This window comes from Endozoicomonas sp. ALB115 (genome assembly GCF_049310245.1).
Taxonomy (GTDB): domain Bacteria; phylum Pseudomonadota; class Gammaproteobacteria; order Pseudomonadales; family Endozoicomonadaceae; genus Endozoicomonas.
Genome location: NZ_JBLYZG010000016.1, coordinates 1 through 22,923 on the forward strand (window position 1 = coordinate 1; position 22,923 = coordinate 22,923).

17 protein-coding genes and 1 pseudogene are annotated in these 22,923 nt (G+C 46.6%); 7 read left to right on the forward strand and 11 right to left on the reverse strand.

All coding sequences use genetic code 11. The features are described 5' to 3' along the window. Positions 1-121: 121 nt before the first annotated feature. A complete protein-coding gene (locus tag ACO6VE_RS09790; protein ID WP_422461059.1) occupies positions 122-361 on the forward strand; it encodes a hypothetical protein in 240 nt (79 codons plus the stop codon). 542 nt (positions 362-903) lie between these two features. Next, positions 904-1,485, forward strand: a complete 582-nt coding sequence (locus tag ACO6VE_RS09795) for a hypothetical protein (protein ID WP_422461061.1) — start codon at positions 904-906, stop codon at positions 1,483-1,485. Positions 1,486-1,617: 132 nt separating this feature from the next. Here ACO6VE_RS09795 and ACO6VE_RS09800 read toward each other — a convergent pair whose 3' ends face one another. From ACO6VE_RS09800 to ACO6VE_RS09825, 6 genes are all read right to left on the reverse strand, one after another. Then, positions 1,618-3,213 carry a WD40 repeat domain-containing protein gene (locus ACO6VE_RS09800; protein ID WP_422461063.1) on the reverse strand — a complete coding sequence of 532 codons (1,596 nt, stop codon included), beginning with the start codon at positions 3,211-3,213 and terminating at the stop codon, positions 1,618-1,620. Positions 3,214-3,453: 240 nt separating this feature from the next. Beyond that, positions 3,454-3,699, reverse strand: a complete 246-nt coding sequence (locus tag ACO6VE_RS09805; RefSeq protein WP_422461065.1) for a WD40 repeat domain-containing protein — start codon at positions 3,697-3,699, stop codon at positions 3,454-3,456. 134 nt (positions 3,700-3,833) lie between these two features. Next, positions 3,834-6,182: a hypothetical protein gene (locus tag ACO6VE_RS09810; RefSeq protein WP_422461067.1), complete on the reverse strand. Its 2,349-nt coding sequence runs from the start codon at positions 6,180-6,182 to the stop codon at positions 3,834-3,836. Between the two features lie 430 nt (positions 6,183-6,612). Further along, positions 6,613-7,686 carry a hypothetical protein gene (locus ACO6VE_RS09815; protein WP_422461069.1) on the reverse strand — a complete coding sequence of 358 codons (1,074 nt, stop codon included), beginning with the start codon at positions 7,684-7,686 and terminating at the stop codon, positions 6,613-6,615. Continuing rightward, a complete protein-coding gene (locus tag ACO6VE_RS09820) occupies positions 7,667-9,619 on the reverse strand; it encodes an F-box protein (protein ID WP_422461071.1) in 1,953 nt (650 codons plus the stop codon). The genes ACO6VE_RS09815 and ACO6VE_RS09820 overlap by 20 nt, the downstream gene beginning before the upstream one ends. A gap of 668 nt (positions 9,620-10,287) precedes the next feature. Continuing rightward, complete coding sequence (locus ACO6VE_RS09825; RefSeq protein WP_422461073.1) at positions 10,288-11,484, reverse strand: ankyrin repeat and protein kinase domain-containing protein; 1,197 nt, start codon at positions 11,482-11,484, stop codon at positions 10,288-10,290. 384 nt (positions 11,485-11,868) lie between these two features. On the opposite strand from ACO6VE_RS09825, the gene ACO6VE_RS09830 reads away from it, so the two are divergent. Together ACO6VE_RS09830 and ACO6VE_RS09835 are read left to right on the forward strand one after the other, a co-directional pair. Beyond that, complete coding sequence (locus ACO6VE_RS09830; RefSeq protein ID WP_422446400.1) at positions 11,869-12,123, forward strand: hypothetical protein; 255 nt, start codon at positions 11,869-11,871, stop codon at positions 12,121-12,123. Between the two features lie 416 nt (positions 12,124-12,539). Further along, positions 12,540-14,525: a hypothetical protein gene (locus ACO6VE_RS09835; RefSeq protein ID WP_422446398.1), complete on the forward strand. Its 1,986-nt coding sequence runs from the start codon at positions 12,540-12,542 to the stop codon at positions 14,523-14,525. A 257-nt stretch (positions 14,526-14,782) separates the two neighbouring features. On the opposite strand, the gene ACO6VE_RS09840 is transcribed toward ACO6VE_RS09835, so the two are convergent. From ACO6VE_RS09840 to ACO6VE_RS09855, 4 genes are all read right to left on the reverse strand, one after another. Further along, positions 14,783-15,859: a class II aldolase/adducin family protein gene (locus ACO6VE_RS09840; protein WP_422446396.1), complete on the reverse strand. Its 1,077-nt coding sequence runs from the start codon at positions 15,857-15,859 to the stop codon at positions 14,783-14,785. A gap of 147 nt (positions 15,860-16,006) precedes the next feature. After that, positions 16,007-17,191, reverse strand: a complete 1,185-nt coding sequence (locus ACO6VE_RS09845) for an amino acid permease (protein ID WP_422446394.1) — start codon at positions 17,189-17,191, stop codon at positions 16,007-16,009. Positions 17,192-17,528: 337 nt separating this feature from the next. After that, a complete protein-coding gene (locus ACO6VE_RS09850; RefSeq protein ID WP_422446392.1) occupies positions 17,529-17,894 on the reverse strand; it encodes a hypothetical protein in 366 nt (121 codons plus the stop codon). Continuing rightward, a complete protein-coding gene (locus tag ACO6VE_RS09855) occupies positions 17,876-18,133 on the reverse strand; it encodes a hypothetical protein (RefSeq protein WP_422446390.1) in 258 nt (85 codons plus the stop codon). The genes ACO6VE_RS09850 and ACO6VE_RS09855 overlap by 19 nt, the downstream gene beginning before the upstream one ends. 308 nt (positions 18,134-18,441) lie before the next feature. Here ACO6VE_RS09855 and ACO6VE_RS09860 point away from each other — a divergent pair, with 308 nt between their 5' ends. The 3 genes and pseudogenes from ACO6VE_RS09860 to ACO6VE_RS09870 all read left to right on the forward strand — a co-directional run. After that, positions 18,442-19,311 (forward strand): hypothetical protein, encoded by an 870-nt coding sequence (locus tag ACO6VE_RS09860; protein ID WP_422446388.1) that lies wholly within the window; start codon positions 18,442-18,444, stop codon positions 19,309-19,311. A 205-nt stretch (positions 19,312-19,516) separates the two neighbouring features. Then, positions 19,517-20,497, forward strand: a complete 981-nt coding sequence (locus ACO6VE_RS09865) for a transposase (RefSeq protein WP_422446384.1) — start codon at positions 19,517-19,519, stop codon at positions 20,495-20,497. A 415-nt stretch (positions 20,498-20,912) separates the two neighbouring features. Then, positions 20,913-21,110 (forward strand): annotated as a pseudogene (locus ACO6VE_RS09870) (chorismate synthase); the annotation flags it as partial. A gap of 69 nt (positions 21,111-21,179) precedes the next feature. On the opposite strand, the gene ACO6VE_RS09875 reads toward ACO6VE_RS09870, so the two are convergent. Then, positions 21,180-22,889: a choice-of-anchor I family protein gene (locus tag ACO6VE_RS09875; protein WP_422446382.1), complete on the reverse strand. Its 1,710-nt coding sequence runs from the start codon at positions 22,887-22,889 to the stop codon at positions 21,180-21,182. Between the last annotated feature and the right edge of the window lie 34 nt (positions 22,890-22,923).

Consider the following 22,923-nt stretch of genomic DNA (forward strand, 5'->3'; position numbering starts at 1 on the left):
TTTTAGTCGAAGAATTGTGCGGGCATGATTTTTTTACCTCTTCTGTATCTCTCGTGGCTGTAGTGCTTCAGGATTCATCGGGAATTACTGCGCTTCCATTGATTTATCTCAAGCAGGTAAAGTGACAACTGATACTGTTCTGTATAATAACACCTCCAGATTTGAAAACGGTGGTGCTGTTTCATCTGATGAGGCTGTCAGCCACCGGAAGGTAGCCCGTGCATTACCTGAAAACACCAGCATTATTTATGGCAAATCTGATAAAACGCATGATAAGTTTGCTAGAGAGTTCAATGAATATTTCAAAACACTCACAGGTTTTGAGAATCTTTTCGGCAAAGATTCTAAAGATCAGGAGTAAGTATACATAACAAAAATTCCAGGGAACCGAAATGATCAGAATATTGTTCATAGGATCTGCCATTAAAAATGAACTTGCTCAGGTCTTACTGGTCAAATTTGTACTAAAGCCTTCAAAAAATAACTGACCCTGGAAAGTACCGTATGACGCCATCTACCTCAGTCCAGCTGAGCTGGCTTGAAAACATTCAATACAATTACCAAACCGAAGGATTGTGGAGCGCCCTGTTCGCTGTTTTCTGTTTCTCTGGCCATTCAAGGACCATCTCAGTCGTCGAGGCTGAGAGTTACATCAACACCTTTCCTGAATCCGGGCTAACACAAGCTCTAAACAGAAAAATTGACAGCAGGAAGGTGACTCTTAGTCCTGCTGGCGACTTGCGTGCTCAGACTACAAAGCCACGGCCTGACCCAAAGGACACTCGGACACCCGTAGCTCAGGAAGCAGGCCGGTCAAACTCACAGTCGGAGGTCAACACAGGCCAGCTATCAGAACAACATAGGTTGGCAGAACAACAAAGGCTGGGTCAATTGCAGGAGAATATGAAAGAACTTGCAAATTTGGCAACAGAGTATGTCGATATCGTCCGTGAGGTAAGTGATATTCCAATGGCTGCTGTTTTTATAGGCCTGGAACTAGCGGCTATTGAGAACGGCGAGAAAACCCTCTCTGCAAAACAAATCATCAGCGATCTGAGAACCTGGAGTAAGGAATTGAAATTTGGCTTTGACAGCATTATGGACTCATCACAAACGATTACTGATGAATCAGCAGCACAGGCCCTGAAGCAATTCAGACCCAGATTCGACAAACTGGAACGCATACTGGAACGCAAACAGGATGCAGGGTATATTCTGAGTTCTACCCATGATGGCGCTGCCCGGCTGCTGCCTGACATCAGAACAAATATCACTGCTTATCAAGTCACGGAATGTATTTCAAATGCTGAGAATACAGTCATTACTTCGGCCAAAAAATTACAAAAGATTATAAACGATGGCCACGAAGTTCTCGACAATGTACTTTTCGTGACACAAGGTAATAAAGATTATCAGGAATTAAAACAGAAACTGGATTCCAGGATACAGAATATTCTTAATATGCAAGGCACTAAACACAGCTAGATATTTTAAATAAACATTGTCAGGTCTTGAATTTTGAATGTGTTCAAATACAAAGGCCTTCCCCTAGCTTTTCGTTTTTCTTGACTTTATTCAGGAATCAAGACCTGATCCTCGCTTCTTCGCATTTTTACCTTATTCAGTGATTTTTCTTCTCTTCAGAGGGGGAGAACCAGAAGCCTGCCGTCTATTGGTCGTTGTCGTGACTGAGTTCACCCCGTCCGTGCGCCTATTCCTCATCAGCACCCTTCGCTTCTTGCGCAGTGGTTTGCTCAGATCCAACACCTGGACGGTCTTGTCGTCAGAGCAGGAAGCCAGCCGCCCATCGGGCAACACCGTGACTGATGACACTCTCCCGGCATGGACCTTCAGCGTCGCCACACATTGCTCTCCGTCGGGCTTGCTCGGATCCCAAACGTTTACGAACCCCTTATTAGCGCAGGAAACCAGCCGCCCATCTGGCAATACCGTGACTGAGAGCTGCCAACCGGTATTCCCTCTGAGCGTCAATACGCATTGCTGTCCGTCGGGCTTGCTCGGATCCCACACCTCTATGGTCCCGGCAGCAGAGGAGGAAGCCAGCCGCCCATCGGGCAATACCGTGAATCTCACACAGTTGGCATGCACATTCAGTGTCGCCACGCATTGCTGCCCGTCGGGCTTGCTCACATCCCACACCTTTATGGTCTGGTCATCAGAGCAGGAAGCCAGTTGGCCATTGGGCAATACCTTGACCGATTTCACACAGCCGGTATGCCCATTCAGCGTTGCCACGCATTCCTGCCCCTTGGGCTTGCTCAGATCCCATACCTTTATGCTCTGGTCAACAGAGCAGGAAGCCAGCCGCCCGTCGGGTAATACCACGACAGAAATCACGTAGTGAGTATGCTCATTCAGCGTCGCCACGCATTCCTGCCCCTTGGGCTTGCTCAGATCCCACACCTTTATGGTCTTGTCTTCAGAGCAGGAAACCAGCCGCCCGTCGGGCAATACCATGACTGAGATCACCCCGCTGGTATGCCCTCTCAGCGTCGCCACGCATTCCTTCCCCTTGGGCCTGCTCAGATCCCACACCTTTACGGTCCGGTCAGAAGAACAGGAAGCCAGCCGACCATCGGGCAATACCGTGAGAGCATTCACAAAGGTCTTATGCTCTTTTAGCGTCACCACGCATTCCTGCCCCTTGGGCCTGCTCAGATCCCACACCTTTATGTTCCCGTCATTAGAGCAGGAAGCCAGCCGCCCGCCGGGCAATGCCGTGACTGAGACCACCCCGTGGGTATGCCCCCTCAAGGTCGCCATGCAGGTGTTCAGGGAATTGCTTTGTGCAATCAGGTAGTTATTGCTGACGTATCGAAGGTAAGCCAACCGTAATAGAGGGTCCTCAATGTCATGGTCAGGAACCGCAGGTATATCCCTGTTTTCAATTGTTTTTCTGTATGCGTCAGAAGCAGGGCCGTAATATTGAGCGGACAGTTTTTTCAATTTTTCTTCGGTATTGAACAGGGTAAGCAAGCGGCTGCTTGTTGAAGCCAGGCGATGAAATTCGACGAACGTCAGGCTGTCAGCAATTTGAGTCAGCATTTCATCGGGTAATGCCAGTAAAGGCGACACTTGTTTAAGAGGAACCACCGAAACCCCCTCTGTGTTCTTTTCTCCCGGCGGATTACCAGACGGAGTTGTATCCCGGGGGGGAAGAGTGGAAGCATTATCAACGGCATTATTAGGCATGGTGCCTTTGACCGGTGAGCAGCGCTAAAGTTCCTGTCCGACAATGCAATAAATCTGACGTTAATTGATGGCTGCCCATTGGCAAGGATCGGCGTGGTAATCCGCCCATTACATCGAATCATTGATGGGAGGCGTCTGTTTTTCCAGACCCGGCCGTAAACAGCTAACCATATGAAATTATATATTTCTGACTCCTTGTGCTGGAAATTTTCAGAATCGATACCATTGGTATTTTTTACCTTATTCAGTGGTTTTTCTTCTCTTCAGAGGAGGAGAACCAGAAGCCTGTCGTCCATCGGTCGCTGTCGTGACTGAGTTCGCCCCGCCCGTGTGTCTATTGTTCGTCATCACCTTTGGCTCTTTGCGCAGTGGTTTGCTCAGATCCAACACCTTTACGGTCGTGTCTTCAGAGCACGAAGCCAGCCGCCCATCGGGCAATGTCGCGACTGAGCTCACCCAGCCGGTATGCCCATTCAGCGTCACCACGCAGGTTTCGAGGGCATTGCTTTTTGAAATCAGGTTGTTATTCTCGGAATTGATCTGAGCAAAAAGAGTTTCCAGTTACATGGAGTGGATGCCAAAGCAGCAATCGACCGGTGGTGTGCCCACATTGCTGGGGATCAGGAAATACTTAAACTTAACTGAGATCTTGCCTTCAATGGCAGATGAGAATAAAAAAAATCTCTATCGCGTAACCAACCACACCGTTCATATTCCTTAATCACCGTATCCGGGGTGACCGGTTGGCCATTCAACGCCAAACCCCTCTGGTAACATTCGGCTTTGAAGTGTGCCAATTCCCGTGTTGCCTCGGTGGCCTGATAATCCTTAACCACTGCATCCGGTGTGACCAGCTGACCATTTAACGGCAAGTCCCTCAGGCAACATTGCGTTTTGAAACGGGCAATCCCCAGTTTACCATCCGGACTGTCCGGGAAATCCTTGACCAGCTCATCCGGTGTGACCGACTGGTCATTTAATGGCAGGTTCCCCAGGTAACATGCTGCTTTAAAGTACGATAATTCAAGTTTCGCTTTGAGTGCGTGATAATCCTTTATCACCGTATTCGGCGAGATCAGCTGGCCATTCAATGGCAGGCCCCTGAGGCTGCATTCCGCTTTTAAACACGATATTCCCAGTTTGCCTTCCGGACTATCCGGGAAATCCTTGACCACCTCATCTGGTGTGACTGGTTGTCCATTCAATGCCAGGCCCCTCAGGCAGCACTCCTGTTTGAAGCGTGCCAGTGCCAGTGTTGCCCTGGTGACCTGATAATCTTTAACCACCTCATCCGGTGTGACCGGCTGGCCATTCAATGCCAGGCCCTTCAGGCAACAGTCCGCTTTGAAACGCGCCAGCTCGAGAGTTGCATTGGCGGCCTGAAAATCCTTGACCACCTCACCGGGTGTAAGCTGCTGGCCATTCAACGGCATACCCCTCAGGCAGCATTCCGCTTTGAAGCGCGCCAGCTCGAGAGTGGCATTGGCGGTCTGATAACTCTTAACCACCTCACCGGGTGTGAGTGGCTGGCCATTCAACGGGAGGCCCCTCAGGCAGCATTCCTGTTTGAAGCGTGCCAGCTCCAGCGTTGCATTGGCGGCCTGAAAATCCTTAACCACGTCGTCCGCTGTGAGCTGCTGACCATTCACCGACAGGCCCCTCAGGCAACATTCCGCTTTGAAGCGTGCCAGCTCCAGTGTTGCTTTGGCGGCCCGATAATCCTTAACCACCTGATCGGGTATGACCTGCTGGCCGTTCAACGCCAAGCCCTTCAGGCAACATTCCTGTTTGAAGCGCGCTATCCCCAGTCTGCCTTCCGGACTATCCGGGAAATTATTAACCACTGCATCCGCTGTTATCTGTTGGCCATCCACAAAAAGCCCCCTCAGGTAACATTCCTGTTTGAAGCGCGCTATCCCAAGCTGGCCTTCCGGGCTATCCGGGAAATCCTCAATCACCGCATCTGGTGTGACCGGCTGGCCATTCAACGGCAGGCTCCTCAGGCAGCATTCCGCTTTGAATCGTGCCAGCTCCAGTGTTGCTTTGGTGGCCTGATAACCCTTGACTACTGCATCTGGTGTGACTGGCTGGCCATTCAACGGCAGACTCCTCAGACAACAGTGTTCCTTAAATCGCGCCAACTCCAGTGTTGCTTTGGCTGCCAGGTAATCCTTAACCACGGAATCCGGCGAGACCTGCTGGCCATTCAACGAGAGACCTCTCAGGCAACATTCCGCTTTGAAGCGTGCCAGCTCCAGCGTTGCACTGGCGGCCTGATAATCCTCCACCACGGAATCCGGTGAGACCTGCTGGCCATTCAATAACAGGCCTCTAAGGCAACATTCCGCTTTGAAGCGCGCCAGCGCCAGTGTTGCCCTGACGGCCTGAAAACCCTCAACTACGGAATCCGGTGAGACCTGCTGGCCATGCAACCAAAGACTTCTCAGGCAACACTCCGCCTGGAAGCGTGCCATCCCCAGTCTGCCTTCCGGACTATCCGGGAAATCCCCAAGCACCTCATCCGGTGTGACTGCCTTGCCATTCAACGACAGGTGTCTCAGGCAACACTCTTCCTTGAAACGGGCTAACTCCAGTGTGGCTGTGGCTGCCTGATAACCTTCAACCACTTCATCCGATGTGACCCGCTGGCCATTCAACAGCAGGTTCCTCAGGCAACATTCCGCTTTGAAACGTGCTATTGCCAATGTCTGCTTATTGTTTCGATTTGGCTTCCGGTTGAATTCCTGAATGACCTGATCCGGGGTAATTTTTCTTTTATTGTCATGCAGAATGTTCTGTAAGCAAAGTTTTTGCAGGAAGAAGCCAGCTCTCAGAGATGTCCTGTCATTTCTATAGGCCCTTAGCACGACACCTGAGGTGATTTGACGTCCGTGTAATGGTTTACTTTTCCAAAAGGCATCTTCAATACATTGGCCATCATCCGGGGTACTGGTTCTTCTTCTGTGCAATTGATGATTTGATATTCTTTTACCGATAAATGTACTTCTGGACCGGCCAGTAAATCTGCCTGGGATGGCTTGTTGGCCAGCCCGGTAGGCAGGCTTTGGATGGGGGGGATTTGATGCTGTCGCTTGCAAAATAAACCCCAGGACGGTAAATGCCAATGTTTGACCTCAATATGATTATCAGGTTCCATTCTCAAGGTAGACATTGAGCGCCTGCTCCCGGCTTCGGGAAGTTAAAATGGTGCCACGAAGGGTACAAATGTTCATGACGATGGTTTGTCACCCTCTGTCATGAAAGCTTTAGCCACAGAATCACGGAGACGCAGAGGAAAAGCGTTTTTCTGTTCTCCGTGTCTCTGTGCCTCCGTGGCAATTTTCTTTCACGGCAAAGCTCGATCGGAATAGGCCACAATGGGCAAGGTGGGTGGGCCACTTATATTTGTGCATTGTATACCTCTAAAAGCAGTTGATATTCTGGTCTTATGTTTAAGTATCTTCTTGAAACTGCGAACATTCTGAAGTAGGGGTGATCATCTGAATTACTTAAAGCTGAAAACAATGTGGGTAAAATTTTCTGGTTAAAAACAGCTTTAGAGCAAGGTTTATTTTTTCTTGTTTTTATTGCTTTATAAAATGGTTGTTCAGTTTTTTTTAATTCTTCTCCCAATCTTTTTATTTTATCCTTCTTCTCTTTAGTAAAAAATGGTGGAGATTCGTTGTCCCGGGAAAACAGATTTAAATCATTGGCACGTTGATAATTTTTTTTGTTTGCGATTATTGTTGAAGGATCGCCAGTGAGCCATTGATCAAGACTGAATGCACCTACCATCGACTGTAAGATTTCGAAAAGGTTATTTTTTCTGAGAATAACGAAATCATGAGAATATACTTTAACATTAGGAAGTAAATAATAAATCTTATGTATAAAAATATAATTATGTTCTGGGTCACTATTGATGTACGTCTTATATATCTGCTGATCATAAGGGAAAAAAATATAAGGTCTCGAGTACTCTTCTTTAGAGAAGTTTTTTTCAAGAACTGATACCGTCGTGTGGCATGCATCCTCATTGTTTAGTTCATTAATACTCAATTCTAATGCAGATGAAAATGAGTCACTTGCTTTTATGAGAGGTTTTTCAGGCAAGTATTCTTTATCTATATCCTGTTTTTCAGAAGCAACGTTGGATAACAATCTACTATCTACCTTAATCTCATTATGAAGTGAAACACATCTTGCAAATGCGCAGGAAGTTTCCTCTAAGGTTCTCTTAATATGTTGTGATTCTTCCACGATTGTAGTTGATTTTGCTTTATCTGCTACCGGGGGAAAATTGAGCGATGAAGGTTTACTCTTTTTCAAGACTGTGACCTCTCTACCCATGAGGACGCCAGTTGGTGTCTCTGGTAGAGATTGATCAGTCATATAGATGTTCTCTTCTGAATAAGATGAGTCTGCATTGCTCATACCACGCAGACCAGTGCCTTTAATCCAGCTTGTCAGCATCTCTTGTTTCCCAGATTTGTAGAGTGATATTGGTAATGTCACCATCCGTATGACGGCTCAGGACCATCACTTCATGCTCTGATAGTGGATTGAAGTAGGCTTTCAGGATATCGTCTTGCCTGATAATCCCCTTGAGCGGCCAGTCCTTTTGCTGACTGCGCCCCAGGATGCCTACCATTGTAAGGTTGCTAGTCAGCACATGCAGGCCAGACAGACTGAAGCAGGGGTTAGCGGTTGGATTGCAGTCCCTGTTGATGGCTTGTATTGACCATTCGCCTGCCTGATTCTTCCCCCAGATATAGATCGTACCGGTTTTACAACTGACCAGTAAGTGGCTGTCAGACGGACTGAACTGCGCCTTATCTAAACGAGATTCATGTTTGAGCACTATTACTGAGTCATGCATCGCTGTTGATGGGGCATCCGGGTGCGGCAAGAGAGGAGGATTCAGCCACCAGTCCGACAATTTTTCCGGTCTGGGCCATAGCTGCAAATTAGGGCCACAGGGGTATTTCTTGAACAAGTATTTACCGGTAGAGCTGAATTCAAGCAGTTTGAAGTCCGGGGAAATAATCGTCTCTTGCCATTCTCCCGAGGGTTCCGGGCTGAAAATAGAGACCCTTCCAGTTTTGGGTAAAGTACTGTAGTAACCGACCAGAAGCTGATCCGCCACTGGGCTGAATCTGGAATAATCCATATACTCTATGCAAGTACAGGATGTTTCTAATATTATCTGCGCTGACCAGGCTCCACGATCATTCAGAGATAATATGGTTAATTCATACAAACCTTTCGGTAACAGATGCTGCTCCGATGGACTGAACAGGATTTCAACAATGCTTACTCCAGGGCAGAAGCCGCACACCTCCATTTCCTGCCACTGGTTATTTCCTTCCATGCGCCAGATTCTCAGAGGGTTGGACCTGCTGTAGGTCGCCATATAGTTCCCTGAAGGGCTGAATTGGACGACCTGATTGGACAGCATTATTTCTTCGCCAACCTCTTCCCAACAGCGGTGCGCCGGGTGCAAGGTATTAATGTAGCCCGCACTGCTGCAGGTTAACAGGCGATTTGTGCAAGCACTGAAATTTGCCGCGGTAATCACCCGACTGCCGCGGTTATCGGACCAATTCAGGGGCTGTTGTGCCCATTGCCCCCGGTCATCCTTGGCCAGAATTCGAGCGTCATTAAAACAACGACCATAAAACAACAGATGACGACTGGACGGGCTGAAGCGAACAAGATCAGGATCGTCAGAATCTTGTTGCACTGCTTCAGACGTGGGGAGAGTGACTTTAAATCGCGGAACCATACGATAAGCCGGGCACGGTTCCATCTTCCCCAGGGTGGTAAGGCACAGTAATGCCGACATCTGAGGCAGGTTGTTTATTATCCTGTCCCTGAACCATATCCTCCTGGCGTTCAGCGGTGCTGAATGATCAAATGGATGAAAGGGCAGGGATTTTTTCTGCCACCGGGCCGTTGGCTGGTACTGTTCCCGAAAGCTCAGGGGAAGTCGGGCAAAATAAGACAGTTCCTGGATGTATTTGTATTCTATGACCACATCCCGAAATGCCAGACAGGTTGCATTGACATGCCGAATATCATCGAATTCCAGGTAGTCAAAAATCATGACTAAAAGTTCAGGAGGAAGTTTGGTAATCGTTCTTTGCCACAACGGTTGTGTTTGCGGGCAGACCTTTGGGCATGCGACAGTGGGCGGGGATTTGGAGCGTATGGTTTTAGCAGGCGGATTTACAGGGCAATCCGGCACCTTGGAAAGGCCGGCAGCGGTTGCATAGAGAGGGTTGCTCACTGGCTTGTACCATTCCTGTCTTGGCCAGTGATTACCGGCATGATCATTAGTTTCATGTCTTAATGGACAGGCCAAAGGCCGGGAAGTTTCCGGGCAGCTTCCAATAGGCACTATCATAAAGAGTGAGTTTGATCATCAGGTTGTGAATGTTTTCAAAATACGTGTTGTCTGCAATTCGGGGTGCCAGCATCTCTTATTTCCCAAATTTGTAGCGTGATATTGGTAATGTCGCCATTCTTGGTACGGCTCAGGACCACCACTTCATGCTCTGATAGTGGATTGAAGAAAAGCAGGGGGCCGGTCTTGCATTGTGCAAATGTCTTTTCTTATTAGTATAAGCAACAGCTGTCACTCATAATTAAAGACCTAATGGAATGGTCCGCCCCGCTCCCAAAACGGCTTCAAATGAGCCAAGATAGAATGAGTTTTACGGAACATCATTCAGAATAAGAAACGGAGCGAACCATGGGCAAGCGTAACAAATCAGGAACTAATAAAAAGGTCAGGTAGCTTTTTTCGGAATTGATCTGAGTAAAAGAGTTTCCAGTTACATGGTGTTGATGCCAAAGGTCATGTGGCTCTCAAAAAGAAACTTAACCGCAAGGAACTCTTGCCCTTTATGGCTAACCTGCCTCTCACTGGAACGGTGTCGTATTCCAGTAAGCATCATACCGGTGTTTGGCCGTTACCCTATACCAGGCCGGGCGAAATTTGTTGCTATGGGGCATTCCGTGGAGCGCAAACTCTGAAAAGACAGTCAGTATGAGACTTTCACCCAATCATGTTTAGATCTTTAACTGCGTTAATTCATCACCTCTCTTTGCATCATGCATTAATAATGTTTCAATAATGCTATCACACCCTTTAATATAAGCAGTATCCAGTGGAGTTTGGCTATCTTTATTAGGTTCGCTGACATCTGCCCCATACTTTACAAGTAATTTAACCATTGGTAGATCTCCATCAAAAACGGCCCTCCATATTGGTGTTGAATGATAAATACCCGATTTTGAGTTAACCTCAGCACCGCAATCTATCAGATACTCTGCGATATCAATATTTCCTCGGAACACAGCTTCCATCAAGGGAGTTTTGTCATGTTGAGATGATCGTAAAGTATTTAACAACTCAGTGGTGACACAACTTTTCAAAGCATCCAGATTTCCTTCCTTTATAGAATCAAATATGGGGTGACGGCTCTCAATAGTTCTTAGCTCATAGTCTGTTCCATATTTTCCACTAATACATGCAAGGGCTAATCTATAGTCATGAAAATAAGACTGATGTTCGGTAAGAGGAATATAAGCTGCTTCCATATTACTAAAAAAGCTTCTAGCCATTAATTCAATATCACCATCAGTCAATTTATCCTCGTCAAGGCAAATTTTGGAATGCTCAAAGTCAATAAATACGATTGACCTTTCTTGTGGGTTGAATAAAACATTATGAATATGGAGATCCAGATCAATGCAAGTATTGTATGTGTTATGAAAATCCCTCAATGACATAGCCGCATCTATCGCAACATATTCATCAAGGGCCTGCCTTTCAACATCACTCAAGCTTGCAAGAGACTTATAGGGAGGTGGGAAATACTCAATCGCAATCGCCCTCTGTAAATCATGGCGGTCTGTTTTCTGCTCAGAATGCAGATCTTTACCCTCCTCTATAAAATCAAGAACCACATCGCTATCCTCAGACTCTCCAACCATTCTTACGTAGCATTCACCGTAGAATTTCGGGATGTAAGTCGGCCACTCTATTCGCTTCTCTAAACAAACACTCTGAATGTGCCGATAAATTAACAATTCTTTTTGATAGCTATTAAGAGTAAGATTGTCCGGTTTTATGATAAGTCGAACCATTGATTCATTCTCACAAACTCTGATATATCGACTTTTAAAGCCAGTGCTGATCAATTCAACAGTTTTAAAAACACTTTGGGTAGTTTTACATTTATTAAAGTCATTAATTGGAATCATATTCATTGCTCAATCTTAAAAAATAAAACATATGGAATATAATTAAAAAACACATGCATATGCAAAATCACTAACCGAGTAGCAAGTTGTTATAACATACGCGATGTTCGACTTTTTAACTGGCCTGAAAAGGCATGACTGACTTTCTTTTCTGCTATTAGAATCAGTGGGTAACAAGAAGGGTGCTCTCTCGATTTGATAACTGACTCATTCGTCAATTAAACCTTGCCTGACAATACGTTTGACCAAAGTTGTTCCCAGCGACCTTTACTCTGGATCAGAGACCTTGTCACAATAGAACTATGGACTGTAAATGCCGACGTTTGACCTTATCGGGATTATCAGGTTCCATTCAAGGCATGTCCGGGGGGAGATGATTCGATTTTGTCTGGGTTAGCTGCCGACTCTTCTTCTCCTTCATTTCCTTATACATCGATTATAAAGGACTTTTTAAATGCTTTTTTGTCGGCTTCCCATGCCTTGCCTTTTTCGGTTTGGTGGAATCTGGCTTCGATCTCCCTGAGTGTTGGGGAAATGCGCAAATCTTTTTTAAACTTAACGCGCACCTTTTCAAGCGTAACGTTTTCAGACTCACCAGAGACAGAAGATCAGTTGCCTGAGGAAGTCGTAACTCTTTAGTAGTAGCTGGTGAATTGGATATTGAAAAATCATCGATTGAAAGGGGGGGAGATGGTGTCTTCTGGTTAGTTACTTCCTGCTTCAGGTAGTTTTCACGGGCTGAAGTGGGTATTTGTGCAAAATAGCCAGCAGTCGTGGCTGCAGACTCGAATCTTCAGTAGGTATGGAATTTTCTGAAAGAACCTGTTGGCAAGGTTGATTAGCGCAGAGTGCTGCTTTTGAGTCTGCAAGAACTCTGTCCATTTGAAAATTAACCTGTTGGTTTGTTGAATTGTGAAACTATAACTGACTAATCACTTTTTTCTGATAAAAGTTCCGCATTTCCCCAAATGTTTCAATAGCCAATCATTATCAATTGAACTTTTAGCCAACCAGGCAATCTAATAAGGAAAATTTGTATTTAGAGCTGATCGATTATGAATATTACCAAATCAAACCTTCAATTCATTCCCCAAAATCCATTGCTACCACAACCCGTTGGCAGCCAGGCAGTCAGGCGAATTGAGCGCAGTAACATAACGCACATGGATCTTGCTAAATTCCTGCAAAACAGGAAAGTAATGGAGGTCCAAGAGATCGCTAGAAAACTCTGCACGGCAGCGGATCCGGATCCTGGCTTCAAAATTAAAGCACTGAGAGAGCAGCTCAGGGTTTCAGGGTTTGCCAATATTGATAAGTCCAGTTGTCCTGGCGGCGAAAAGCGCCAGCTTATTACCGGGCTGCTCCAGCACCTCCAAAAGGAATTCCTGAATCTTGGGGAGGGCGTTGAAGGGCCTGAAGCGACAAAATTTTGTAAGCTTATCCGGGAACCTAACAGCTGCTTGAGCATGGGAATTGATTGCCTGATCGATGAAATCAATGTGCATAAGCGGGAGCAGGAAGCCGGTGAGCATGGTTTACCCGGCATGTCCGCTGGTCTTCCTTCAAGTGAGGGATTTCCTTCTGGTGATGGTGGTACCACCGGCCAGGCAATGAATCCTGATGTTTTTCAGCAGCTCCCCAGGGAACAACAAGCCCTTCATTATCCACCGGAAAATCCAGCCCCATCAGCGCCCCCTGCCTATGACGATGCGATGGCGGGGAGCCGGGCAAGTGAACTCCCTGAACAGCAGCGATGTAATAAAGGCCTTGATTTGTTTACCCGTCAGCTTGAGCATTACTCCCTGGACCCTTCCGGAACCGGGACTGCCATGAACAACATGGCTCAAATCCTGACGCGTATGAGTGGCCAGTGCACACAGCCGAAGACGACTACAGTGGCCAGTGGGGAGCGGTTAACTTCCCTCGCTGAGCAGGTCCGGATGACTTCAGTAAACGTATTTCGCAACGATTCCGTATCAACGGCCGATATTGGCGTGAGTGTTGTCGGTAACAATCAGGACATTCAGCCTGTTGTCAACGTTTCATGGCTAACGCTGGATAAATTTCCTGTTGAAGTTCAGGAACGTTTGCAGCTTGCGGGTATCGGGGATCATGGCAAAAAAGATGATACGAATATACCCATCGTTCAGGTGTATCTGTGCGCCAGTAGTGAAAAGGCACTGGAAGGTTCTGAATTCACTGTGGATCTGCACAGCACAATCAGAGCGAGGTATCTGTCGAAGTTCTCGCCCCGGGGCATGGATAAACTGATTCCCCTCAGTGTGGCGCTGCGTATGCCCAAAGGGCTGCATCAAGGTGCTGACTTTCATCATGTCGGCTTTGCCCTTCACGAGGTATCGCGGTTTGGAGGGGAACGGCCATCGTCTTCGAGAGCGCTTTTTTCCCATGGACAAGGGCGCAATGATTCAGAAAGGCACAACATTGGCATTCAACAAGTGGCACCCATACTGGAAGCCATGGGGGTTGACCGCAAAACGGCCATGTCCAGGGAGGCCGGACTGGCCATTCCCTTCGGATTTACCTTGTTGAAACAGTCAGAGGATGCTTTGGTGCGAGAAGCAAAGGTGTCAAAAAATATGTTGGGGTCCAGAGAAATGTTTGATTTCGGAAGCTTGTTTGGTGGGGCCAACTCTCGTGGAGGCACCTTTCGTGGAGGCACCTTTCGTGGCGGCAACTTCCGTGGAGGCGAATCAGCTGACGTGCCTGCCTACGACGAATTCGACTACCCTCCGGCAACTGGAAGAACCACCAGGGGGTTCTCCACGCAGACTGATGGAGTTGAGCCTGAGGCCAACGAACCGATTACCAGTGGTATTAATCCCCTGGCATGCACAACGGAAAGAGAATATACGTTTGTAAATGATGGGGCACCAACGGAAGCTTTTGCATGGGTTGGTGGCCTTATCTGGGTGCAGACCGTCACCAGTTTGCCGGGCATCGAAACCAGCGAAGGCCTGAGACAATGGGTAGATAAGCAGAAAGTGGACCCATTAAATCCAGTGCTTCCGGGTATCTTGTAAAAATTATTCCGGGCCAGGTAGCCCCAAGGCGGTTACCGTTCTTTTTTTCGGTACCGCCGCAGTAGGGCAGCCTCTTACGGTAGACGTCAAGGGCATTAGCAGCGAAAAATCCACCGGCTTACTCTGCATCCATGCAGTCGCCTGTACGGAATGACAGCGGAGTATAGTTACCGGTTTTCTGTGATGAATTCCTTAATATCTTCCTTGGGAAGAAACATTGCAACAGTCTCTTACTGGTTCATCGAGAATCAGTTGCACTAATGATATCGGTTTAACGGATTAACCGAAAATAGAATATTGTGTAAGCTGTTGTCTAATGTATCTATTTTTTTTCTGTTTTGTTTGTTCAGGGTAACAATTAACAGGTGAGATCTGAAAACTTCTTCCATCTCATGGGTGATTTTTAAATTGGTAGATACAAAGTAGATGTTATCCTGGTACACCACGACACCTGGCAGAAAATTATTATTATGGATTTTAAAATCCACAATCTCCTGAGCCGATAACTCGTTCAACTCCACCGGCAGAACCGCATTATACACATATTGATCAGGATAACAGGGAGTAAAGAAAAAGGCCTCTTTGTCATCACGGTATACCTGGTTGATGGTTTGGTCGTTGCAACAGTGAACTATGCACTGAATGCCAGTTATTGCGCTATAGAGTTCAGCAATTTTTGTCGCATTTTTCATGTGGCTGTAATCAACTGCAAAGTATTTTTCAGCAATAGCCATCATGTTTTCAACAATGGCCATTAAGCCTTCGACAGTATCATAACCAACCATAATGCCATGATTTTTCATAAAGTAGAGATGCGGCTTCTCTGTGAGGCTTTGCATGTACTGGGCGAAAAGAATGGACACTTCCAGCCCGGGGGCGGCATACCCGACAAAACCGGCATCCGGGTATAGGTTTGATATGATTTTTTGGGCATCACGGTTTATCAACAGGGCATTGATAAGGACAGGATGCAAATGCAGGGTGTATTTAAAAGGGAGGAGGGCATGAAGAAAGACTTCGGCGGTGGGTTTTATATCCGGCAATTCATTAGCTTCCCTGATCGCTTGATTGGCTATTTTAACACTCTCTTTCAGGCTGTATTTTTTCAACAGGTCTTCGTTATCTAAAACGTCCAGTATTTTTTTACTGTCAACGGTTACATAACCATGATTCAATTCCGTTTCTGAAAGGACGCAACCCACTCCCTGAGAGACCAGCAGTTTGCCTGTATCCACTTTAGCCCCGGCATTCCCCCCGCCAGCCTGAACAAGGTCGAAGCGGCCACCGGCGTACTTGCAAATTTTTACCAGGTCTTTAATAACATTATTTTTCATATTCATATCCTTTTGAAATTATGCATCATTCATGCTGTAAGTAGTTGGCCAAATGGAATCGTATATTTCTGGCTAAGTGGGCAGTTGCAACGCCGCAGAGTGACTGACAACTTAGTCAGAAATATATGATTTCATTTGGTTAACTACTTATAGCTCAGCGACTATCACCGCAATGGAAAAGAGAATAATTAAAGTGAAAGCTATTTTTCCGCCAGGTAACTGATAACTGCTTTTGATACCCTTGTTTCTTCCGGCCCAGGGCAGTACGGCCGGAATGATGCCAAAGACAACAGCAGAAAATATTGCGGCATAACCAAGTGCCGTTAAAAATACAGTATCCAGCAATATGACTATCAGAGCAGGTGGCACAAAAGTCAGTAAAGTCAGGGTAAACTTGCCGGGTTTGATATTGTTGGCCTGCAAACCATCCGAAATAAGATCAAATGTTCCCAGGGATACACCAATTAATGACGTGGCAATGGCTAAAAAAAAGAATGCCTTGAATATCAATACAACATTGTTATTGTCTGTGAACTCTGCCATGGCCCGTAAAATGCCTGTTGATGGGTCACCAGAGTGCAGAATGCTTTCTATACCGTTGTCACCATTAACAGGTATTACACCAATGACAATCGTTGCCCATAAAATGTACATGATCAGTGGTATAAGGCTACCAACCACACAGGCAATCTTTATTTTTCTCACGTCACTGTGTAGATAGCTTCGCAAAGTGGGCACTATGACCAGATAGCCAAAAGAGGCAAAAATAACCGGCAATGCTAAGAATGGTGGGTTGAATGTTGTTATTTCCAGCCTGTCAGCCTCCACATAGGGCATGGAAATGAAGGCAAGAGAGATAAATATCAGCAAAATACCCATCACAAAAACGCGATTGATGTTTTCTGACATTCTTATGCCTGAATATATTAAGCCAGAGGCAATAGCCGTAATCACGACAACGGATGTAGTCTTGTTGACGTCAAGAGGAAGAATATATGACAAGGAGTAGCCTGTTAACTCCCCCAGGCCAGACAAATAAGCAGCAAGAATGCAATATAGAAATAATAGGCAGCTTCCCCACCCTATTATCTCTCCGGGTCGCCCCAGAGTGACCGAGATCATCGTGATCAGGTTGGCACCCTCTTTGTGCTGGAGGTTAGCTTCCAGCATAGCGAAGGCGATGACCAGTGAAGCAAGCCAGACGGTGATAAACATAAAGAGGGTCGCTGCAAACCCGTAAGTGCCTGTGGTTACCGGCAGCGCGATCATCCCGGCTCCAACAGTGGTTCCCGTGACCAAAAAAATGCTGCCAATCAGGTTGTTTTTTTCCATGATTTTTCTTTTTCTCTTTTAGTGCATGACGGACTATATCGACCGTGGTGGGCACATTTGCATTATCAGATCATTGATCAATGTCATTAGCAGTGTGAGCGTTCATTCAGTGCGTCTTCAAAATCCTTCAATGGATTGCTATTCAAAAACAGGACAAACACTGAATGTTGAGGTGATGGTGTGCTTTAAGACTGCTTGTCCTCACTGGCGGGCAACCGGTGATGACTGGGTTACAGGCACTGCCTGAGTGCTTTGGTAGCGGCGGTTGCGGTGTTTTAACGAATCTCACGGAGAACCGGGGGCATAGATGACACAGGTTTTTTGCCCCCGGTTTTTGTTAGTCAATAACCTTGCCACGATTCAAGACCCCGGTAGTTTTCTCCATGATTTTACGCCCAAGGAGAATAGAAGGTCTGTATGGATGCAGTGCTGCTTTGATGCCTGAAGGGTTATAGTCAGTGCTGTCAGAATTGTCATCTAAGTGCACAACACCAATATTAGCTCCTCCTCCTCCTGCGAGGAATACCAGGATAGTTACCGCAACGATGGCAACACCGACGAATATGGCTTCAGATCCACGTTTTGGCAGTGTGTAGTAAGGACGGGAGAGATAGTTGAAGGTCTCTCTGCCAGCGGTGATGGTATATTCATGAAGGCTTTTATGTGGTTTTCCACTGGCAACATCTACAGCAATTTTGGCCATGCCAAAGACAGTGCCTCCGGCGCAAGCCCGGTAGCAGCCAGGGCGGTCACATAATAGGCAGCAAAAATACCGCCATTAAGCACCGTTGAGGCAAGTCGGGATGGTATGACAACAGCCTTGCCAGCAGCCCTGCCGACTTTTGACAATAAGGAACGCTTGCTGTTTTCCTCCATGGCCGGAGCAGGCAAGCTGGAAAAATCCTGCCAGGAAGCGCTTGAGGGCAGTATCGGATTGTTCATAATTCAACCTCCTTGTTGGTATATGAAAACGGATAACGGTTTTTGATGAGCTTTAGTTTATTAATATCTGTGGTTTGATTCACTGACATGGGTGTTAGGGGAGAAACAGTGTCTTGAATCTTGAATGTGTTCAAATGGAAAGGCCTGACCCTGGCTTTTCGTTTTCCTTGACTTTATTCAAGAATCAAGACCTGACCCTCGCTTCTGTTTTGGAACTTTCTTTTAATTTAAGACTCTGATGAATATGAATAACCTTTGAGGACTGACTTTCAACATGCTCAAGTACAATTAAAGATAGGAGAAAAAACATGGACCCATTATTTAAAACCTCATGCAATCAGGGGGGAAATTATTTTGCCCCCTATGCTGAAGCTTCAGAAATGGCTAAAGCGGAGCATAACACTGTCTTCGGAAGGATCGTCAGTCCTGTCAGCGGTGAACCATCTGCAGTTAATCACGTAAATTTAGATTTCACAGCAGATTCCGCAACAGGGCAAAAAGAGATTGGGGTTTCTTCCAGAGCAGTTGCTTCCGATGAAGATACCAGTGATGCGGTTAACCGCAAACCAGGTCTAAATACCTTCGTAGGCAGAATCAATTACGCCTTCGAAGAACTGGATAAACAAAATTTCAGCAATGCGGAAAGGTTATTCCGGGGCGTCTACTTGGAAGAGGATCTGGACGAATTGGAATACCATAGGTCACTGGTAGGGCTTGCAAGGTCACTAGTAGAGCAAAACACCTACAAGAAACTGACGGAAGCCCAGCATCATCTGCAAGTTCTCAGGGGTTCTGAATGGTGCACTACATCCGGGGCTTCGATCATTCCTGACCTGGATATAACCCTGAGCCGATGCGAACAAGAACTTGGATTGCCCATTCAGGCTGAGGCTCGGCTCCTGACTCTGAGAAGAAAAAGCCTCCATGCCGATGAGAAGGCAATGTGTGAGCCTTCAGATAATTATCATGCTGATATTGCTATGGTTCGGCAATGGCAGCTTATGAAAAAACCTAAGCTTGCCTTAACACTGCTACAGAACATGAGAGCAGAGTCAACTTTAAGGCTGACAAAGGAACGTTGGCCGTCGAGCCCAGCATGTGCTGCAATAGAACTTCACGAATGCCTGAAAGAGGTAAATATGATGCTGGCGACACTGTCAGGTGACGGGCAAATCTGAACTGACTGAAGAGCAGCTGCTGAAGATGAGTGGCATGCTGCCCCCGGTGACAGTGCTGACAGACTGCGCCATCACGCTGTTACCGACGACTTGGGGTGAAATAAAAGACACCCAAAAATTTGATTAATCGGCCACACCGTCTGTTTTTCTTCTGGAACCTCTTAAGGGTATTAAGGAAATCTACCCAGTAACCAAAAAAAATGACATGACGACCGCCCGAAAAAACCTCATAGATCCAGCCAGTACGCCCTACTACCACTGTATGGCACGCTGCGTTCGCAGGGCCTTCCTATGCGGCAAAGATAATTTCTCAGGCAAAAACTATGAGCATCGCAGGCAATGGGTGGTTGATCGGTTGAAAGCACTTTCCGGTATTTTTGCCTTGGAAGTCTGTGCTTATGCGGTGATGTCGAATCATTATCATGTGGTGCTCCATATCAATAGTCAGCAAGCCAAAAAATGGGACACCAAAGCAGTCTTACAACGCTGGACGCAGCTTTTTTCAGGCCCGCACCTGGTTCAGCGTTTTCTTGTCGGCGATCAGCTGGGCAAAGCAGAGCTGCTGCGTGTCGAAGCATATGCCCAGAAGTACCGAGGTCGGTTAATGGATATCAGCTGGTTCATGCGCTGTCTCAACGAATATTTAGCCCGGCTGGCCAATAAAGAGGATGAGTGCAAAGGGCGCTTTTGGGAAGGTCGTTACAAAAGTCAGGCTTTGTTAGATGAGGCAGCATTGCTGACTTGCATGGCCTATGTCGACTTGAACCCCATCCGGGCAAAAATTGCCGCAACGCTGGAAACCTCAGAACATACTTCTATTAAAGAGCGCATTGAGTCATACGACAGCGCAAACGGAAAAAAACAAAAGACACACTTGAAACCGTTAAAAGCTCAGGGTCAAAACCCGGAACAGGCGATTCCATACCCACTCATTAGCTACTTTGAACTGGTTGACTGGTCTGGCCGAATTGTCCGAAAAGGCAAACTTGGTCGTATAACTGACGATGTACCACCTATCCTGGAGCGCTTGGGTATTGACCCAAAAGAATGGCTGGAGACTATGCGCTGGCATAATCGTTTTCACCGCGCAGTCGGCAAGCTGGCCTCACTGAAGGCTTATGCAGAAAGCACCGGAAAATGCTGGGTTCATGGGATGTCTGTGAGCGGTGCTCTCTACCCTGCCTGATCAACGTATTTTCATTTACTTTAATGTGGCCAGAATCTTCTGAATGCTCTTTCTTATATTGTCTTGATAGTGTCTTCTATCTGGCTGTTGCTGAGTGCTTTTTATACGCTTCCTGTTTGGTATGAATGAGAAATTCTTCTTTTTATTCTTTGAATGAGACATTCTTACAATGATCAATACTATCCCACTTTCACCACCAAAATAACGTAATCATTTGATTTTGAACCATATATTCTATTCGAATATATGGTTGGCACGATATTTAATCGTTTAAAATCAAAATGTTACCAAGGGGTGGTGAAGGTCGGATACTATCATTTAAAAAATGAATAAATGATGTACTCTTCACTATTTAAAAAGTGGGTGTCCTTTTTATTCTTTTTATTGTCCTCTTTTTATTGTCCTCTTTTTATTGTCCTTTACCACCTCAGGAAAGTTGATTAATAGTCAGGGCAAGCCGGTGGAGGTCGTCACCAAGGGGTGCCATGATCCCTGCGTAGGTATTCGTGCAGTACCCATTGCTGAAGCGATGATGGCGATTACCCTGATGGATCATTTTCTGCGGCACCGGGCACAGAATGCCGATGTCGTTAGTCCGATACCGGTTGTTTAAAGCATAAAAAAGGCTTCCGGGTGGAAGCCTTTAAACGTTTAGCCTCCCGGGAGGCTGTACGAATAGTCGTTAAAAGATTTCATAGACAAGGGTTGATCCAGAAACCTCATGGCCAATGATCAGCAAAGGCTTGCCAGTGGGACTGTCCGCTTCTGCCACAAAGACCATACCCTCCGGTGAAAGGTCACCAGCCAGTTCAGGCTGCTCGGCCACATTCACGGAAAAGTCCCGGTTATGGATATAGCGGACATATTCAGGTGATTCCGGACTGGTGATGTCGTACATAAACAGGCCGCCGGTACGCTCAAGACCAACAAACGCATAGTGTCTTCCATTGATTTCACCAATGGCCAGGGCTTCAGGCTCCGGACCTTTGTCATCACTGCGGTTATCGCCTTTGGTTTCATCGTCATTGTTATTGAAGTCAGACTTCAGTATTTCTGCCGTGATGCGCTCGAAATCATCGCCAGAGTCAAACACCAGATTTCCGGATTCATCCCAGATGGCGAAGGAACGGGTACCGTAAGCATAAAGCTGTTCAAACTCACCATCGTTATCACTGTCTCCCAGAGTGTTGGTGATTTTCAGTTGAGCCATCCCGGCTGAATCTTTTGCTTTGTCGGCATTTGGGTGCTCATCAGCCACCTTCACCTTTTTCACACGGAACTCTTCAGTATAAGCAAGGCAGCCGTCGTCTTCATCAAACTTCAGGCCGCCGGAGTTCAGACAATCTGTTCTGGAAGGGCTGTCATACCAGTAATCACGGGCATCACCTTCGTTGGCAGAAACAACATAGGTTTTGCCATTGGCTTCATAAGAAGCGAGGGTGTCTGGCTGATACATACCGTATACACCCGCCCAGGTTTTCAGATTCACGCCACCATCCCTGTTACTGATATCGGCGGTGTATTTCCCAAAATCTTTGTAGCCCAGGGGGAAGATCTTAACGACTTCAGCTGCTTCAATATCAATGATTGCCTGAGCATTATTTTCCTGCAGGCTGACATAAGCCTTTTTAGAGTCATTGGATACGGTGATGAACTCAGGCTCAAGGTCTTGTGCAACGGTGGCATTTCGGCCAAATACCCGAACTTGCTCGCTTAACTCATTGTGCCTTGGACCGTATTTATTAAACTCAGTAAAGCCAACTTGTCTGACCTCGCCTACGGTACCGTTATCGTTGATCTGGATAATGCTGATGGAACCCTCAGGATCAATTTTGTAATCTTCAGAAGGCTCACCTTCATTGGCAACCAGCGCATATTTACCATTTGGGGTAAAGGTCACCATGTCTGGCAGTGCTGAAGTGTGGACATAATCCCGGTAGGTTGCATTACCTTGATCATCGATGTTGAACAGAATAACAACGCCGTTTTCCTGTTTGATGTCAGCTTCAACGGCAACAGCCAGCAGGCCATCATGTAATGACAGGCTGTTTGCAGCACCGAGTTCGATGTCTGGCAGATAGCTTTGAATATCAATGCTGCTTCGTTTGGTCAGGTTTGAATCGGTCAGTGGGTTAGCGAGAGCCTTGCTGGTTAATTGGCTGGCATCCAGAATATCAATCGTTTTTTCTCCGGCATTCACGACAAAAATCGACTGACTGGTTTTATGCCAGCTGACAATTTCTGCTGCACCTTCAAAGAAAGTGCCAGATGCATAGCGACCAACCGGTTGCATATCCGGGTGGGTTACGCTGGCAGATTGCATATCCAAAGTACAGCCTGAAATGATCAGAGCTGCCAGTAATGGAGCGGTTCTGCTGAAAGGGATTTTCATCGGCCTTGCCTGTCATGTCCTGTTTTAGTTGCTG

Bases quoted from the DNA above. Each gene is read 5' to 3' on its own strand.
- ACO6VE_RS09795 (WP_422461061.1), top strand. From the start codon at position 904: ATGAAAGAACTTGCAAATTTGGCAACAGAGTATGTCGATATCGTCCGT.
- ACO6VE_RS09800 (WP_422461063.1), bottom strand. From the start codon at position 3,213: ATGCCTAATAATGCCGTTGATAATGCTTCCACTCTTCCCCCCCGGGAT.
- ACO6VE_RS09815 (WP_422461069.1), bottom strand. From the start codon at position 7,686: ATGCTGACAAGCTGGATTAAAGGCACTGGTCTGCGTGGTATGAGCAAT.
- ACO6VE_RS09820 (WP_422461071.1), bottom strand. From the start codon at position 9,619: ATGATAGTGCCTATTGGAAGCTGCCCGGAAACTTCCCGGCCTTTGGCC.
- ACO6VE_RS09825 (WP_422461073.1), bottom strand. From the start codon at position 11,484: ATGATTCCAATTAATGACTTTAATAAATGTAAAACTACCCAAAGTGTT.
- ACO6VE_RS09835 (WP_422446398.1), top strand. From the start codon at position 12,540: ATGAATATTACCAAATCAAACCTTCAATTCATTCCCCAAAATCCATTG.
- ACO6VE_RS09840 (WP_422446396.1), bottom strand. From the start codon at position 15,859: ATGAAAAATAATGTTATTAAAGACCTGGTAAAAATTTGCAAGTACGCC.
- ACO6VE_RS09845 (WP_422446394.1), bottom strand. From the start codon at position 17,191: ATGGAAAAAAACAACCTGATTGGCAGCATTTTTTTGGTCACGGGAACC.
- ACO6VE_RS09850 (WP_422446392.1), bottom strand. From the start codon at position 17,894: ATGGCCAAAATTGCTGTAGATGTTGCCAGTGGAAAACCACATAAAAGC.
- ACO6VE_RS09855 (WP_422446390.1), bottom strand. From the start codon at position 18,133: ATGAACAATCCGATACTGCCCTCAAGCGCTTCCTGGCAGGATTTTTCC.
- ACO6VE_RS09860 (WP_422446388.1), top strand. From the start codon at position 18,442: ATGGACCCATTATTTAAAACCTCATGCAATCAGGGGGGAAATTATTTT.
- ACO6VE_RS09865 (WP_422446384.1), top strand. From the start codon at position 19,517: ATGACGACCGCCCGAAAAAACCTCATAGATCCAGCCAGTACGCCCTAC.
- ACO6VE_RS09875 (WP_422446382.1), bottom strand. From the start codon at position 22,889: ATGAAAATCCCTTTCAGCAGAACCGCTCCATTACTGGCAGCTCTGATC.